The sequence below is a fragment of the Streptomyces sp. NPDC058796 genome (assembly GCF_042745235.1).
Lineage (GTDB): Bacteria > Actinomycetota > Actinomycetes > Streptomycetales > Streptomycetaceae > Streptomyces.
Map to the genome: position 1 here is coordinate 925,863 of NZ_JBHYOP010000001.1, position 14,061 is coordinate 939,923.

The 14,061-nt window shown below is 73.1% G+C and carries 15 protein-coding genes; 3 read left to right on the top strand and 12 right to left on the bottom strand.

Annotated elements, in window-relative coordinates; genetic code table 11:
* Nucleotides 1-53: 53 nt before the first annotated feature.
* Entirely contained in the window at nt 54-602 is a 549-nt protein-coding gene (locus ACFW47_RS04090) for a MarR family winged helix-turn-helix transcriptional regulator (RefSeq protein WP_386285978.1), read from the top strand.
* Here the strand turns inward: ACFW47_RS04090 and ACFW47_RS04095 are convergent.
* From ACFW47_RS04095 to ACFW47_RS04145, 11 genes are read right to left on the bottom strand one after another with little or no spacing between them, the layout of a single operon-like run.
* Nucleotides 581-1,609, bottom strand: coding sequence for a Rieske 2Fe-2S domain-containing protein (locus tag ACFW47_RS04095; protein ID WP_386285980.1), 1,029 nt, complete (start codon nt 1,607-1,609; stop codon nt 581-583). The genes ACFW47_RS04090 and ACFW47_RS04095 overlap by 22 nt on opposite strands.
* Before the next feature lies 1 nt (nt 1,610).
* A complete protein-coding gene (locus ACFW47_RS04100; protein ID WP_386285983.1) occupies nt 1,611-1,838 on the bottom strand; it encodes a recombinase-like helix-turn-helix domain-containing protein in 228 nt (75 codons plus the stop codon).
* Between the two features lie 18 nt (nt 1,839-1,856).
* Nucleotides 1,857-2,804 carry a PDR/VanB family oxidoreductase gene (locus ACFW47_RS04105; RefSeq protein WP_386285985.1) on the bottom strand — a complete coding sequence of 316 codons (948 nt, stop codon included), beginning with the start codon at nt 2,802-2,804 and terminating at the stop codon, nt 1,857-1,859.
* 14 nt (nt 2,805-2,818) lie between these two features.
* Nucleotides 2,819-4,450, bottom strand: a complete 1,632-nt coding sequence (locus ACFW47_RS04110) for a thiamine pyrophosphate-binding protein (protein WP_386304680.1) — start codon at nt 4,448-4,450, stop codon at nt 2,819-2,821.
* Nucleotides 4,451-4,459: 9 nt separating this feature from the next.
* Nucleotides 4,460-5,251 (bottom strand): SDR family oxidoreductase, encoded by a 792-nt coding sequence (locus tag ACFW47_RS04115; RefSeq protein WP_386285989.1) that lies wholly within the window; start codon nt 5,249-5,251, stop codon nt 4,460-4,462.
* Between the two features lie 38 nt (nt 5,252-5,289).
* Nucleotides 5,290-6,042 carry an SDR family oxidoreductase gene (locus ACFW47_RS04120; protein ID WP_386285991.1) on the bottom strand — a complete coding sequence of 251 codons (753 nt, stop codon included), beginning with the start codon at nt 6,040-6,042 and terminating at the stop codon, nt 5,290-5,292.
* Entirely contained in the window at nt 6,035-6,556 is a 522-nt protein-coding gene (locus ACFW47_RS04125) for a cupin domain-containing protein (RefSeq protein ID WP_386285993.1), read from the bottom strand. The genes ACFW47_RS04120 and ACFW47_RS04125 overlap by 8 nt, the downstream gene beginning before the upstream one ends.
* Nucleotides 6,557-6,561: 5 nt before the next feature.
* On the bottom strand, nt 6,562-7,368 hold the full coding sequence (locus ACFW47_RS04130; protein WP_386304682.1) for an alpha/beta fold hydrolase: 807 nt from the start codon (nt 7,366-7,368) through the stop codon (nt 6,562-6,564).
* The gene (locus ACFW47_RS04135) at nt 7,365-8,165 is read right to left on the bottom strand and encodes an aspartate dehydrogenase domain-containing protein (RefSeq protein WP_386304684.1); all 801 of its coding nucleotides are present in this window, start codon (nt 8,163-8,165) and stop codon (nt 7,365-7,367) included. Before ACFW47_RS04135 ends, ACFW47_RS04130 begins: the two co-directional genes overlap by 4 nt.
* Entirely contained in the window at nt 8,162-9,112 is a 951-nt protein-coding gene (locus ACFW47_RS04140) for a VOC family protein (protein WP_386285999.1), read from the bottom strand. The genes ACFW47_RS04135 and ACFW47_RS04140 overlap by 4 nt, the downstream gene beginning before the upstream one ends.
* Nucleotides 9,113-9,136: 24 nt before the next feature.
* Nucleotides 9,137-10,624 carry an aldehyde dehydrogenase family protein gene (locus tag ACFW47_RS04145; protein WP_386286001.1) on the bottom strand — a complete coding sequence of 496 codons (1,488 nt, stop codon included), beginning with the start codon at nt 10,622-10,624 and terminating at the stop codon, nt 9,137-9,139.
* Between the two features lie 342 nt (nt 10,625-10,966).
* Between ACFW47_RS04145 and ACFW47_RS04150 the strand changes: the two genes are divergently transcribed.
* A complete protein-coding gene (locus ACFW47_RS04150; RefSeq protein WP_386286003.1) occupies nt 10,967-12,367 on the top strand; it encodes an MFS transporter in 1,401 nt (466 codons plus the stop codon).
* A gap of 114 nt (nt 12,368-12,481) precedes the next feature.
* On the opposite strand, the gene ACFW47_RS04155 is transcribed toward ACFW47_RS04150, so the two are convergent.
* On the bottom strand, nt 12,482-13,459 hold the full coding sequence (locus tag ACFW47_RS04155) for a helix-turn-helix transcriptional regulator (RefSeq protein ID WP_386286005.1): 978 nt from the start codon (nt 13,457-13,459) through the stop codon (nt 12,482-12,484).
* A 102-nt stretch (nt 13,460-13,561) separates the two neighbouring features.
* On the opposite strand from ACFW47_RS04155, the gene ACFW47_RS04160 reads away from it, so the two are divergent.
* Nucleotides 13,562-13,927, top strand: a complete 366-nt coding sequence (locus tag ACFW47_RS04160; protein WP_386304686.1) for a VOC family protein — start codon at nt 13,562-13,564, stop codon at nt 13,925-13,927.
* Nucleotides 13,928-14,061 lie beyond the last annotated feature (134 nt).

The window sequence follows — 14,061 nt, forward strand, 5'->3', positions numbered from 1 at the left end:
GTATCCCTTAGGGCTAAGATTTCAATACCGAACACATGCCGCGAGGGGAAGACATGGCTCAGGGCAGGGCGGCGAAGCGGCCGGACGCCGTTGCGGGGATCGTCGAGGACTGGGCGCGGGAGCGACCCGAGCTGGACACGTCGCCGTTGGAGGTGCTGGCCCGGCTGCACCGGTCGTACCTGCAGTACCAGTCGCGGATGACCTCGCGGCTCGACGAGCACGGCGTGTCCGTCGCCGGGTTCGACGTGCTCACCGCGCTGCGCCGGGCCGGCGCCCCGTACCGGCTGACCGCCGGGCAGCTCGCGGACTCCGGGCTGATCTCCTCGGCCGGGGTGACCCTGAGGCTGGACCGGCTGGAGAAGGACGGCCTTCTGGTGCGCGAGCGCGATGCCGGTGACCGGCGCGTGGTGTACTCGCGGCTCACCGAGGCCGGGCTGGCGAAGGTGGACGAGGTGTTCGCCGAGCACCTGGAGAACGAGCGCCGGATGCTCGGCGGGCTCTCACCCGCCGAGCGCCGTCAGCTGGGCCGGCTGCTGTCCAAGCTGGAGCGTTCCATCGTGGACTCCGACGACATCCCCGCTCAGCGCGCCGAGACCGGCTGAGCCTTCGACTGCCGCCCCGCCTGGGCCTGGTAGAGGCGGCGCAGGCGGACCACGCCCAGGTCGTGCTGGTAGAGGTTCTCCCGCTGGTCGGCGTCGGCGGGCATGGCTTCGAGGATGACCCGGTCCTGTTCCAGGACCTCCCAGTGGCGGGCCTCGATGAGGGTCTTGTAGAGGAACCGCCAGGTGTCGCGCTGCCAGTCGCTCACCTTGCGGTAGCGCCAGAAGAAGACGCCGGTGCGGCCCGCGTCGACGGGGCAGGCCATGCCGACGATGCCGAAGGGGCCGCCGGGGCCCGCCGACGGCGGGTAGGGGATGGACAGGTCCACCCAGTCGACACCGGTGTGGCACAGCTCCACCCAGTCGAAGTTGACGCCCCGCTGGTCGGTCTTCTCGAAGAAGTAACCCCGCTCGGTCTCCCGGATGCGGAACTTGGCGGACGTGTCGCCGGCGAACATCGTGTGCGACTCGGAGTGCAGGAACGCGCCGTGCATCGGGTCGAGCAGGTTCTCCATGGCGAACCGCCACGGCACGTCCCACTCGGCGTAGCAGAGGAAGGCCGAGATCTCCTCGTCGGCGAGCGGCTCGGGGAGGGTCAGCTCCACCGGCTCCGGGTGCTCCTCGTCGCCGAAGTAGGCGAGGATCGCGCCGCCGGCCTCGCGGACGGGCAGCGAGCTGACGAGGGTCTTGCCCTCCAGATTGCAGCCGGGCAGGCCGGGGACCGAGGTGACCGTGCCGGTGCCGTCGACCTCGACGCCGTGGTACCAGCAGGCGACCCGGTCGCCGAGGTGCTTGCCGAGGGAGAGGGGCGCCCCGCGGTGGGGGCAGCGGTCGGCGAGCATGGAGAGGCCGCCGTCGGACTTGCGGAAGAGCAGCCAGTTCTCGCCGAGGGCGGTCACCCTGCGCATGCCGCCGGGATCGACGAAACTCGACGGTACGACGGGGTGCCACTGGTTGCGCAGGCCGTGGGCGTAGATGTGGTCGGCGGTGTCGCGGGTGGAGAGGGTCATGTCAGGCTCCCAGTCGGTGCATCTCGGCGCGGAAGGACTCCTCGGTCCACGGCTCGCCCGTGGGCGTGCGCAGCTGGCGGGAGTTGAGGCCGTCGATCACGTCGGACAGTCCGTGGCCGTCCTTGGTGAAGATGTCCTCGAGGGTGCGCGCGAGCTTCGTCTCGTACGGGGTGGGCTCGTGGTCGCGGGTCTGGTGCGGTTCCAGGTAGGGCCAGGTGGTCTCGGGCACGGCGTACTCCGTAGGTGGTCAGAGGTTCAGGACGAGGCGGTCCGAGGCGCAGCGCGAGACGCAGATCATCATCGTCTCGCCGGTGGCGCGTTCGGCGTCGCTGAGCAGGAAGTCGCGGTGGTCGGGGGTGCCGGCCAGGACGCGGGTCTCGCAGGACCCGCAGATGCCGTCGCGGCAGGAGGAGGCGACGCTGAGCCCGGCGTTCTCGGCGGCCTCCAGGATGGAGGTGCCGGGGCCGACGTTCAGGGTGACGCCCGACGTGCGGCACTCGACCTCGAAGGCGCTGTCGTCTGTGTCGTCGCGTGCCGCGGCGGGCGCGGCGAACCGCTCGGTGCGCAGCCGCCCCTGCGGCGCCGCCTCCTCGACGGCCTTCAGCAGCGGCTCGGGACCGCAGCAGTACACCAGCGCGCCGGGCTGGAGGTCCGCGAGGACGCCCGCCACGTCGATGTGCCCCTGCTCGTCCTGCGGGACGAGGGTCACCTCGCCGCCGAGCGCGGCCAGTTCGCCGCCGAACGCCATCGAGGCGCGGGTGCGGCCGCCGTGGACCAGGCGGTACGGGATGCCGTCCCGGTCGGCGCGGCGGGCCATCGCCAGGATCGGGGTGATGCCGATGCCGCCGGCGACGAAGAGGTAGGAGGGGGCCGGTTCGAGGGCGAAGTGGTTGCGCGGCCCGGCCACCCGCACAGTCTGGCCGGGCCGCACCTTGGTGTGCACGTGGCGCGAACCGCCCCGCGACGCCGGCTCGTTGAGGATGCCGAGCCGGTACACACCCGTCTCCTCCGGGTCGCCGCACAGGCTGTACTGGCGTACGTGGCCGCCCACGTGCAGGTCCAGGTGGGCGCCCGGCGTCCAGGCGGGCAGCGGCTTGCCGTCCGGGTGGACCAGTTCGACGGAGAGGACGCCCTCCGCCTCCCAGGTCGTGCGGTGGACGAGGAGGTCCAGTTCCTGCTCTTCGGTGGTGCTCATGTCGGCGGGCCTCCCTACCGGGCGGGGATCTTGACGGGCGGGGTGAACGGGTTCTTCATCGGGCCGAGCGCGGCCAGGTCGACCTCGACGAGGGTCGGCCCGTCGGAGGCGACGGCCGCGTCGATCACCTTCGCGGCCTCGCTCGCGTCGCCGATCCGCGCGTACGGGAGGGAGCAGGCGGCGGCGAGCCGCGCGAAGTCGGGCGTGAACAGGTCGACGCCGGAGCGGCGTTCGGTGTAGGTGGCCTGCATGTTGCGCAGCACCCCGTACCCGCCGTCGTTGAAGACGATGAGCGTCAGCCGGGGCCGTTCCTGGGCGAGGGTGAGCAGTTCGCCGAGGTGGACGGCGAGCCCGCCGTCCCCGGCGATGACGACGGCCGGCTCGTCGGGGCGGGCGAGGGCGGCGCCGATGCCCATGGCGAGGCCCTGGCCGATGCCGCCGCCGCGCGGGAAGACGTTGGCCCGCGGGTCGTGGATGGGCAGGAGGCGGTTGCCCCAGGCCGACGAGGGGATGGTCACGTCCCGCGCGACGACCGCTCCGCGCGGCAGGGCGGCGGCGAGGGCGTCGCAGATCGCCGCCTGGGGGCCGATGCCGTCGTGCAGGGCGGCCCGCACCTGCTCCCGCACCCGCCGGACCCGGTCCGTCCACTCGGTGTCGGCCCGTACGGCCGTCTCGGTGAGCCTCGGCAGGACCGCGGCCGCGTCGCCCTGGAGGGCGTACGGCGCGGGGTACACGCGGCCGAGGGCGGCGGCGTCGACGTCGATCTGGATGTGCGCCTCGGGGAGCCCGAGGCCGTAGTCGGCGGTCTCGTTGGAGCGGAAGTGGGTGCCGACGGTGACGACGACGTCGGCGTCCGCGAGGAGGGCGCGGGCGGCGGGCGTGGTGGCGAAGTTGCCGATGACCTGGTCGTGGTCCTCGGGTACGGAGCCCCGGCCGGAGTTGGAGGTGAGCAGACCGGCGCCGGTCGCCTCCAGCAGGGCGAGGAGCTGGTCGCGGGCGGTGTTGGCCCCGCCGCCGGCCCAGATCAGCGGGCGCCGGGCGGTGGCGAGCAGGTCGCGTGCCGCGGCCAGCCGGGACGCGTCCGGCACCGGGAGGCCGACGACCGGGGCGTCGTCCCCGTCGTCCTCCTGGACCGCGTACTGCAGGTCGATCGGCCACTCCACGCTCGCGGGCCCGCCCGGCGCGGTGAGCGCGGCGGTCGACGCCTCGCGCAGGACGCGGCCCGCGTCCCGGGCGGAGGTGACGGTCGCGGCGTACTTGGAGACCGCGGCGAGCATGCCGAGCTGGTCCTTGGTCTCGTGGATGAAGCCGCGCCCGCTGCCCAGGTACGCCGACTCGACCTGCCCGGTGACGTGCAGCACCGACGTCCCGGACGACAGGGCCTCGATCAGGGACCCGGCGGCGTTGCCCGCGCCGGTGCCGGTCGAGGTGAGGGCGCAGCCGACGGAGCCGCGGGCCCGGCCGTACGCGTCGGCGGCGTTGACGGCGCTCGCCTCGTGGCGCACCGGCACGAACCGCAGCTCCGGGTCGGCCTCGACGGCCTCCACCAGCGGCAGGTTGTGCACGGACACGATGCCGAACACGGTGTCGACGCCGAGGGACTTGAGGTGGGCGGCGAGGAGTCCGCCACCGTGGTCGTAACGCATGCGTACTCCTCAGAGGATGCCGCGGCCGACTCCGCCGCAGACGTCGATGCTGGTTCCGGTGATGTAGGAGGCGCGCGGGGAGAGCAGCGAGACGATCGCGTAGGCGACCTCCTCGGCGCGGCCGAGCCGCCCGAGCGCGATGCCCCGGTCGGCGGCGATCTCCGCCTGCCACTCCTCGTACGTCAGTCCGCTGTCCGCCGCGGCGTGGCGGCGGGTCCACTGGCCGGTGTCGACCAGGCCGAGGCAGACGGAGTTGACGCGGACGCCCTCGGGGGCGAGTTCGCGGGCCAGGGAGGCGGAGAGGTTGAGGATGCCGGCGCGGGCGGCGCTCGTCGTGATCAGCCGGGTCTCGGGCTGCTTGGCGAGGACGGCGTTGACGTTGACGATCGCGGCGGCGTCGGAGGCGCGGAGGTGGGCGCGGGCGGCGGCGAGGGGGTTGAGGACGCCCGAGAACTTCAGTTCCAGCTCGTCGCGCCAGTCGTCCCCGGACGTCTCGTCGAGGGACTTCATCCGCGACTGGCCCGCGTTGTTGACGAGGCCGTCGAGGCGTCCGCCGAGGCGGTCGGCGGCGCGCTCGGTGAAGTCCCGCACGGCGTCGGCGTCCCGGACGTCGCAGACGCCGGTGTAGAGGCGGTCCGTACCGGCGCCGAGGCCGGCGGCCGCCTTGGCGAGCCGGTCGGCGTCCCGCCCGCAGGTCGCGACGCGGGCGCCTTCCGCGAGCAGGGCGCGGACCGTGGCCAGGCCGACGCCGGAGCTGCCGCCGGTGACCAGGACGGTGCGGTCGGCGAGGCCGAGATCCATGGGTGCTCCTTGACGGTGGGGACGGAGGAGAGGGGGGTTCAGTGCATGGTGAAGCCGCCGTTGACGGCGATCACCTGGCCGGTCAGGTAGCGGGACTCCTCGCCCAGGAGGTGGGAGACGAGCCCCACCAGGTCGTCCGGCCGCTGGGGCCGGGCGATGGCGCGGTTCGCCGCGTACAGGGCGTGCCGCTCGGCCGGTACGGTCTCGGTCGCCTCGACCTCGGTGAGACCCGGCGCCACCGCGTTGACGGTGATGCCGCGCTCCCCCAGCTCGCGGGCCATCGCCCGGGTCAGGGCGATGACGGCGCCCTTGGAGGCGATGTAGTGGGCGAGGCGCGGGGAGCCGTAGAGCGCCGCGTCGGAGGCGATGTTGACGATCCGTCCGGGGCCGGACATCAGGGGCAGCAGGTGCTTGGCGACGAGCCAGGGGCCGCGCGCGTTGACGGTCATCAGCCGGTCCCAGGTCTCCACGTCGATGTCCTGGAACTCCCGGCCGCCCACGCCGTTGGCGAGGGCCGCGTTGTTGACCAGCCCGTACACCGGGCCGCCGGGTGCGAGGCGGGCGGCCAGCGCCTCGACGGAGGCCGGGTCGGCGACGTCCAGCGCGACGGACTCGGCCGCGCCGCCCGCCTCGCGGATCGCCGCCGCCGTACGGGAGCCCCACTCCTCGTTCAGCTCGGCGACCACGACCCGGTACCCGTCGGCCGCCGCCCGGCGGGCCATGGCCTCCCCCAGGCCACGGCCCGCGCCGGTCACGACGACCGTGCGGCGCCCGGTCGCCGGGTCAGTCACGGGTGACGCCGTACAGCGGGGAGTACTCGGGGTAGGTCGGCACCTGCGGCTTCTGGGTGCCGATGATCACGCAGAACAGCGCGTCGGTGTCGCCCTCGTTCTTCAGCGAGCGGGTCACGCCGGCCGGGACCACGATCATGTCGCGGTAGCCGAGGGTGCGGTACTCGGTCTCGTCGGGGCCGCGGTGGATGCCGACGCGGACCTGGCCCTCCAGGACGAAGAAGGCCTCCTCGACGTCGTGGTGGGTGTGGGCGGGACCCTCGGCGCCGGGCGGCAGCAGCATGTTGGAGAAGGTGAAGCCGCCGGAGGGGAGGATGCGGCCGTCGTTCTCGTGGTTGCCGGTGGCGCCGGAACCGACGTAGCGGATCTGCGCCCGCTTGTACTGCGGGCCCGCCTTCTCCTGGAAGGAGAGGGTGCCCCAGTCCGGCTCCCGGGAGTCCTTGGAGGCGATCAGGGAGTCGGTGTACTTGGCGAGGTCCCCGCCGTTGTCGTAGTCGGTGGTGGTCAGCGGCATGGTGGTCAGCCCTTCGTGGTGGTGCGGGTGTCGGTGACGATGTGCAGGTGGGAGAGCAGCCAGGCGTTGAAGTGCTCGGGCTGCTCCTGGTTGGCCAGGTGACCGGCGTCCTTGACGATCACGTAGGCGGTCTTGTGGAGTCCGCCGGCCAGGGCCTGTGAGGCGTCGGGGCCGGTGATCCGGTCCTTGTCACCGCACAGGACGAGGGCGGGCGCGGTCACCCGGCCGAGTTCGCCGCGCAGGTCGGTGCGGGCCATCGACTCGGCCGCCGACCGGTAGCCGGGGGGCCGGACCGAGTCGGCCATGGTGTCGACGACCCGCCGCACCAGCTCGGGCGGCGCGGCCTCGGACAGCAGCCGGGGGCCGCGTTTCTCCGCGAAGGCGCGCGGGCCGAGACTCTCCAGCTCCGGGACGCGGGCGCGCATCGCGGCGGCCTTCTCGGGGCTGGTGCCGGAACCGGGGGTGGAGTCGGCGACGGTGAGGGAGGCGACGAGGTCCGGGTGGCGGGTGGCGAGCCGGAGCGCGATCACGCCGCCCCAGGAGACGCCGACGACGTGGGCGTCGGTGCCGCGGGCGCGGATGACCTCGGCGGCGGTGTCGGCGTAGTCGTCGAGGGTGAGGTCGCGGTCCGGGTCGGCCGACTCGGCGTAGCCGGGGGCGTCCCAGGCGACCACCCGGTGGCGGACCGCGAGCGCCTCGGTCTGTGGGGCGAAGGCGGCGGACGAGGAGCCGATGCCGTGCAGGCAGAGCACCAGCGGCCCGTCGTCGCCGTTCTCCTCCAGGTGCAGCCCGGCGGGGTCGTAGGCGGTCACAGGATCTGCCCCCGGCGTCCGGTCAGGGCCGCGAGCGAACGCAGCACGGCGTACGGGACGACCCTGCTGGTGGCCGGGTTCGCGGCATCGGGGACGTGCCGTGCCTCGAAGCGGTACGAGCCCTGCGGGCCGCTCGCCTCGATCACGTGGGAGGTGTGCGCGGCCGCCGGGTCGGCGACGACGCGGACCCGTACGGCGTCGAGGTCGCCGACCGCGAGCGCCACCGAGGCGGCGACGTTCGTGGACTTGGGGAACCTGACCGGTACGTCGCGTGCGGTGCCGGACATGATCTCGACGGGTGTGGTCGTGGACCGCAGCCGGGCGAGGGTCTCCTCGTCCATCCAGGGCTGTTCGAGGGTGGACGGCAGCTTGGTGGTGGTGAGCGTGACCTCGCCGAGCGGTCCCATGGCGCGTACGGCCTGGAGCAGGTCGAGTCCGCCGACCGCGCCGCCGGTGAAGTACACCCGGCCGGGTCCGGCCGCGAGGAGCCGCTTGGACAGGTCCTCGTCGGTCAGTGCTCCGGTGGACGCCACGAGCAGGTCGGTGCCGGAGGCGAGGATCGTCTCGCCCCACTCCCGTACGACGCCCTGGCCCGCGGCCTCGACGATCAGGTCGCAGGTGGCGAGGGCCTGTTCCACGGTGAGCTGCGGGGCGGGGACGGCGTCACCGAGCGGGCGGTTGTCGACGATGCCCGTCAGCTCCGCGCCGGGTACCTCGGCCGCGGCGAGCGCGCCGCCGACGGTCCGGCCGATGGCGCCCCAGCCGATGAGGGCGACCTTGCGGGTGCCGTTGTTCATGCCGCTGCTCCTTCCGGGCCGGTGACGGCGTCCACGGGCGGGGTGACGGGGCTGCCGTCGGGCGTGCCCGTCATGTGGGCGCGGATCCGCTGCGACGGCGGGCCGGCCGTCCCCCACAGGTCGGACAGCTCGGGCGTGCGCCGCCACACCTTGCAGATCCAGGTGTCCTCGACGACCTGGGCGACCTCGGTCGTGTACTCGCACACCAGGCCGGTCGGATCGGTGAAGTAGGAGAAGGTGTTGTTGCCGGGGCCGTGCCGGCCGGGTCCCCACTCGGGGCTGATCCCGTGGTGCCGGAGCCGGCCGAGGCCGCGCATGAAATGGTCGATCGAGGTCATCTCGTAGGCCACGTGGTTGAGGGAGACCCACGGCGCCTGGTTGAAGGCGACGCAGTGGTGGTCGCTGCCGCAGCGCAGGAACGCCATCTGGTGCTCGGACCAGTCGGAGACGCGCATGCCGAGGACGTCCCGGTAGAAGGCGACGGAGGCGTCGATGTCGGGGGTGTTGAGGACGGCGTGGGTGACGCCGACCGGCAGGGCCGCGTCCCGGCTGCGTTCGGTGACCGCCCAGGTGTCGGCGGACAGTTCGACCAGCCTTCCGTCGAGGTCGTGGAAGCGCAGGCCGTAGCCGCCGCCGACCTGGTCGAGGGGGCCGGGTTCGGTGACGAGCGCGATGCCGCGGGCCCGGAGGCGCCGGGCGGCCTCGTCGATCTCGGCGGGGGTGGCGAGGGCGAAGACGAGGCGGCCGAGGCCGATCCGGTCGGAGCGGGTCAGGTGCAGGGCGTGGTGCTCCTCGCCGGTGCCGCGCAGCCAGCTCGCGCTGTGCTCGGCCTCGACGACCTGGAGGCCCCAGACCTCCTCGTAGAAGTCGACGGCGTCGGCGAAGTTCGGGGTGAGCAGCTCGACCGAGCGCAGGGCGCGCAGCCGGCCGATCGGGGGGTGGGTCATGGCGGAATCTCCCGGGAAGGTGGGTCAGTTGGCCCAGGGCAGGGGCGTGGCGTCGGTGCCCCAGTACAGGGACTTCTGCCGCTGGTAGGCGCGGATCAGGTCGCGGCCCTTCTCGGTGCCGAGCCCGGAGTCCTTCATCCCGCCGAAGGGGGTGGAGATGGAGAACTGCTTGTAGGTGTTGATCCACACCGTCCCGGCCTCGATCCGCCGCCCGAGCCGCCAGGCGGCCCGCGCGTCGCGGGTCCAGATGCCGCAGGCGAGGCCGTAGACGGAGTCGTTGGCCTGGGCCACGAGTTCGTCCTCGTCGTCGTACGGGAGGGCGACGAGGACCGGGCCGAAGATCTCCTCCTGGCAGACGCGGGCCGAGTTGGGCAGGGAGTCGATGACGGTCGGCAGGTAGTAGGCGCCCTTCGCGTACCGCTCCCCCTCCGGCGCACAGCCGCCGCACAGCACCCGGCCGCCCTCCGCGCGGGCGAGGTCGACGGCCGCGGCGACGGTGTCGCGGTGGGCGTGGTGGACGAGCGGGGCGACCTGGGTGTCGGGGGACGTGCCCGGTCCGACGCGCAGCTTCCGGACCCGTTCGACGAGTTCGCCGACGAAGGCGTCGTAGCGCGAGGCGTGGACGAAGAGCCGCGAGCCGGCGACGCAGGACTGGCCGCTGGAGGAGAAGATCCCGTACATCACGCCCGCGAGGGCCTGTTCCGTGTCGGCGTCCTCGCGCACGATCGTCGGTGACTTGCCGCCGAGTTCGAGCGAGGCGGGGACCAGCTTGCCGGCGGCGGCGCGGGCGATGGCGCGTCCGGTGGCGGTGCCGCCGGTGAAGCCGATCCGGCCGACGAGCGGATGCCGGACGATCGCGTCGCCCACGATCCGGCCCTTGCCCGGCAGGACGGCGAGCAATGCGGTGGGCAGCCGTTCCTCGGTGAGGACCTGGTGGACGAGGCGTCCGAAGGCGAGGGAGACCAGCGGGGTCCACTCGGCGGGCTTGAGCAGGACCGCGTTGCCGCCGGCCAGGGCGGGGGCGACCTTCTGGGCGTCGGAGGCGATCGGCGAGTTCCAGGGGTTGATCGCCCCGACGACGCCGATCGGTTCGTACGTGCTCATCGTGACGTAGGGGCCGCGCGAGGGGGTGAGCGCGTCCTCGGCGGTCTCCAGGGCGGCGGCCGTGTACCGGAAGGTGGCGGCGGCGCTGAGCGCGAGGGCGCGGGTCTCGCCGAGGGTCTTGCCGGTGTCGGCGGTCTGGAGGGCGGACAGCGCGTCGGCGTGCTCCTCGACCAGGTCGCCGATCCTGTGCAGGACACGGGCCCGCCGGTGCGGCGGCAGGTCCCGCCACTCGGGTGCGGCGGCCGCCGCGGCGGCGGCGTGCGCGGCCTCCTCCACGTCGTCCGGGGAAGCGGCGTGGACGGTGGTGATGACACTGCCGTCGGCGGGATCCACCGTGCGGATCGGCAGCCCGCCGCCGCGCCGCCAGTGCCCCGCGATGAGGATCTCGTCGGCTGGAACGCGCGGCATGGGGGCCTCCGGGAAGGGACGGTGCGGGAACTCGCGGACACGGCGCGGGGGTTGCCCGAACCGCTGTGTCTAGGCGCTAGAAATCTAAGGGCTTAAGTAATTGGCCCGCAAGGGACCGGGCGCGACGAATTTTTTACGACGTCAGGACTAAGGCTTGCCTAACCTCGACCGACTACCGATAGAACTTAAGACCTGAGACATTCAGCGCCTACATAAGTGGGCCGTCGGCACCGCCCGCACGGCCCGCCCCGTCTCGTCCTCGCCGCACCTCTCCAGCCCTCATCGCCGCCCGGCACGCGGTTGCTCCGCCGTGCCGTGCGTCCCGAACCGGAGACCACACCCATGACGATCGACGCAGCCCGCGCCACCCCGGGCCCACAGGGCGACTCGGCCGCGCTCGCGGCCGCCATCGGCGCCCGCTTCGAACGCCTGCCGCTGTGCCGCTGGCAGGTGATGGTCCGGCTCGTCGTCGGCGCCGTCACCTTCTTCGAGGCGTTCGACCAGCTCCTGATCGCGTACGCCCTCCCCGAACTGCGCGACGAGTGGCACCTCGGCACGACGCAGGTCACCGCCCTGATGACGGTCGGCTCGATCGGCATGCTGATCGGCGCGCTGGCCTCGGGCAGGCTCGCGGACCGGATCGGCCGGGTGAAGGTCATCGCCGGCTGCATCGCGCTGTCCGGCGTCTGCAACCTGGCCCTGACCCTGTGCACCTCCCCCGAGCCCTTCATGGCGATCCGCTTCGTCCAGGGCATGGCCATCGGGGGCGAGGTGCCGATCGCGGCCACCTTCATCGCCGAGATCACCCGCGCCCACCAGCGCGGCCGCTTCGTCCTCCTGTACGAACTGGTCTTCCCGGCCGGTCTGACCGCGGGCGCCCTGCTCGCCGCGTGGCTGGTGCCGGTGCTCGGCTGGCGCTGGGTGTTCGGCCTGGCGGCGATCCCCGGCCTGCTCTGCTTCGCCCTCGCCCGCTGGGTGCCGGAGTCACCGCGCTGGCTCGCCGACCACGGCAGGCACGACGAGGCCCTGGAGACGATGGCGTCGATCGAGGAGAAGGTCGAGCGGATCACCGGCACCCCGCTGCCCGAGCCCGCCCCGGCGCGCCCCGCCCCGCCCGCACCGCACAAGAGCGGCCTGCGCGAACTCCTGACCGGCAGGTACGGCAAACGCACCCTCGTCATCGGCCTGCTGTGGTTCACCGGCTACTTCGCCAACTACGGCATCACGTCCTGGCTGCCGACCATCTACGAGGACCACTTCGACCTCGACCTGTCCACGGCGCTCCTCTACTCGACGGTGACGAGCTGCGCGGGACTGGCCGGCTGCCTGATCGTCGCCCTCACCGTCGACCGGGTCGGCCGCCGCAACACGGTGATCTGGTGCATGGCGGCGGCCGCGCTCTGCCTGCTCCTCCTCGGCCTGGCGGGCGGCGACTCGGCGACGGGCGTCCTGGCCTGGACGTCTCTGGCCGCGGTCTTCCTCTTCGGCTCCAACATCTGCCTCTACCTCTACACGCCGGAGCTCTTCCCCACCCGGATCAGGGCGCTGGGCTCCAGCGTGGGCGGCGCGATGAACCGCCTGGGCGTCATCCTCGGCCCGATCGTCGTGGGCGCCATCTACGCGGGAGGCGCCATCGGCACGGTGTTCGTGACCCTGGCGGCCGTCGCCCTCGCGGGGTCCCTGTCGGCGGCGGTCGGCGCGGAGGAGACGAGCGGCCGGACGCTGGAGGACGTCGCGCCGTAGGGGCGCCGCGGAGCCGGGAGGGCGGGGGCCCTCCGGCACGGCGAGGACGGAGTGGGGGGTTCTGCCCTCGGGGGGCTCATATGAGCGGTGGGTGAACAGATTCGGCCGCAGTGTTCACGGCGGCGGGTGGTGGGTGTGGGCGATGCGGGTCGCGAGCCGGTGCACGAGTCGTCGGGCCGCTTCCGGTTCCACGACCTCGATGTGGTCGCTGAACTGAAGCAGTTGCCGCACCCCGTCCAGGTGGCCGTAAGCCACGGTGATCTCGACCCGCCCGTCCTCGTCCTGCCGGTCACCCACCGTCCGGAGCCGGGCTCCCAGGATGCGGCGGGCCAGGTCGATGCTCCCGGCGTCGACACGTGCCGTGACGAGAACGTCCTGCCTGCCCTCCAACACCTCGCCCAACTCCCGCGCCGTGCCCACGAGGTCGGCGCCGGGCCGGAGCCGCCGGTCGGCGTCCATCACCTTCCAGCCCCCCAGGCGAGTGAGGGCGAACATACGCGGACACCCGTCACGATCACCCACGAGGTACCACCGCCCGGCCCGCTCCACCAGCCCGTAGGGGTCGACCACGAAGTCCTCGGCGGCCGCCGCCCCACTGCGCCGGTAGCCGATCCGCAGCCGCCTCCCCGTACGCACGTCCCGCACCAGCGCCGCGACGTCGGGCAGCGGTGCGGCCTCCCCGAACCAGGGCCGGTTGTCGACGGCGATCACGTCAGCCAGGGCCAGCGGCAGGTCGTCCCGGGCGGGCGGTGGTGGCGACCGGCGTGGCGTCAGCTTGCGCAGCGCCGACCGGGCGGCCGCCTCCCCGCCGACACGACGGGCGCGCTCGGGATCGAGCCCGACGGCCCGCAGCAGGTCCGCCTCACCGGTCGTCAGCTTCGACAGGTCGGCCTGATCACCCGGCAGCAGGCTGATGCCGCCGTACTTCCCCCGCTCGGTGAAGACGGGAATGCCCGCGTCGACCAGCGCCCGCACGTCCCGCAACACCGTCCGCTTCGAGACCCCCAGCTCCCGGGCCAGCGCCTCGGCGGTGGTCCGGGGGTGCGCCTGCAACGCCGCCAGCAGCTCGATCAAACGCTGCGGTCGCCCCACGCGAAGCCCTTCCTCATCTGAACAGGACAGACCCTGTCATGTTCCCACGCGAGGCTGACACCGACGGCCGGAACAGTCCGGCCCGAAAGGAGTCAGCCACCCATGCCCGCGCCCAACCTCTTCCTCGTCTACGTCACCGACGCCGAGCGCTCGACCGCCTTCTACTCGGACCTGTTCGACATGGAACCGATCATGGTCACCCCGCGCTACATCCCGTTCGAGGTCGCACCCGGAGTGGTGTTCGCCCTCTGGAGCGGCCAGACCGACCAGCTCCGCCCCCGGACGCCGCGCACCTCGGAGACCGGCCTGATGCTCCCGGGCCCCGCCTCCGCCATCGACGACCTCCACACCGCGTGGACCGCCAAGGGCGCCACCGTCGTCGAAGCGCCGCACGACGAGGTCTTCGGCCGCACCTTCGTCGTCGCGGACCCGGACGGCAACATGATCCGGGTGGCACCGGTCGACTAGGCGCACGGGCCGGGGACGCGGGCCCCACCGCGCCCCCGGCACCCGGCATTCACGCCTTCCCCACCCCCTTCACCGTCTTCGTCACCGCCCTCGAGGCCCCCGCCGGGGAATAACCGGAGACCGCCTCCTGTTAC

Bases quoted from the DNA above. Each gene is read 5' to 3' on its own strand.
- ACFW47_RS04140 (WP_386285999.1), bottom strand. From the start codon at position 9,112: ATGACCCACCCCCCGATCGGCCGGCTGCGCGCCCTGCGCTCGGTCGAG.
- ACFW47_RS04105 (WP_386285985.1), bottom strand. From the start codon at position 2,804: ATGAGCACCACCGAAGAGCAGGAACTGGACCTCCTCGTCCACCGCACG.
- ACFW47_RS04160 (WP_386304686.1), top strand. From the start codon at position 13,562: ATGCCCGCGCCCAACCTCTTCCTCGTCTACGTCACCGACGCCGAGCGC.
- ACFW47_RS04135 (WP_386304684.1), bottom strand. From the start codon at position 8,165: ATGAACAACGGCACCCGCAAGGTCGCCCTCATCGGCTGGGGCGCCATC.
- ACFW47_RS04115 (WP_386285989.1), bottom strand. From the start codon at position 5,251: ATGGATCTCGGCCTCGCCGACCGCACCGTCCTGGTCACCGGCGGCAGC.
- ACFW47_RS04095 (WP_386285980.1), bottom strand. From the start codon at position 1,609: ATGACCCTCTCCACCCGCGACACCGCCGACCACATCTACGCCCACGGC.
- ACFW47_RS04090 (WP_386285978.1), top strand. From the start codon at position 54: ATGGCTCAGGGCAGGGCGGCGAAGCGGCCGGACGCCGTTGCGGGGATC.
- ACFW47_RS04145 (WP_386286001.1), bottom strand. From the start codon at position 10,624: ATGCCGCGCGTTCCAGCCGACGAGATCCTCATCGCGGGGCACTGGCGG.
- ACFW47_RS04125 (WP_386285993.1), bottom strand. From the start codon at position 6,556: ATGCCGCTGACCACCACCGACTACGACAACGGCGGGGACCTCGCCAAG.
- ACFW47_RS04150 (WP_386286003.1), top strand. From the start codon at position 10,967: ATGACGATCGACGCAGCCCGCGCCACCCCGGGCCCACAGGGCGACTCG.
- ACFW47_RS04110 (WP_386304680.1), bottom strand. From the start codon at position 4,450: ATGCGTTACGACCACGGTGGCGGACTCCTCGCCGCCCACCTCAAGTCC.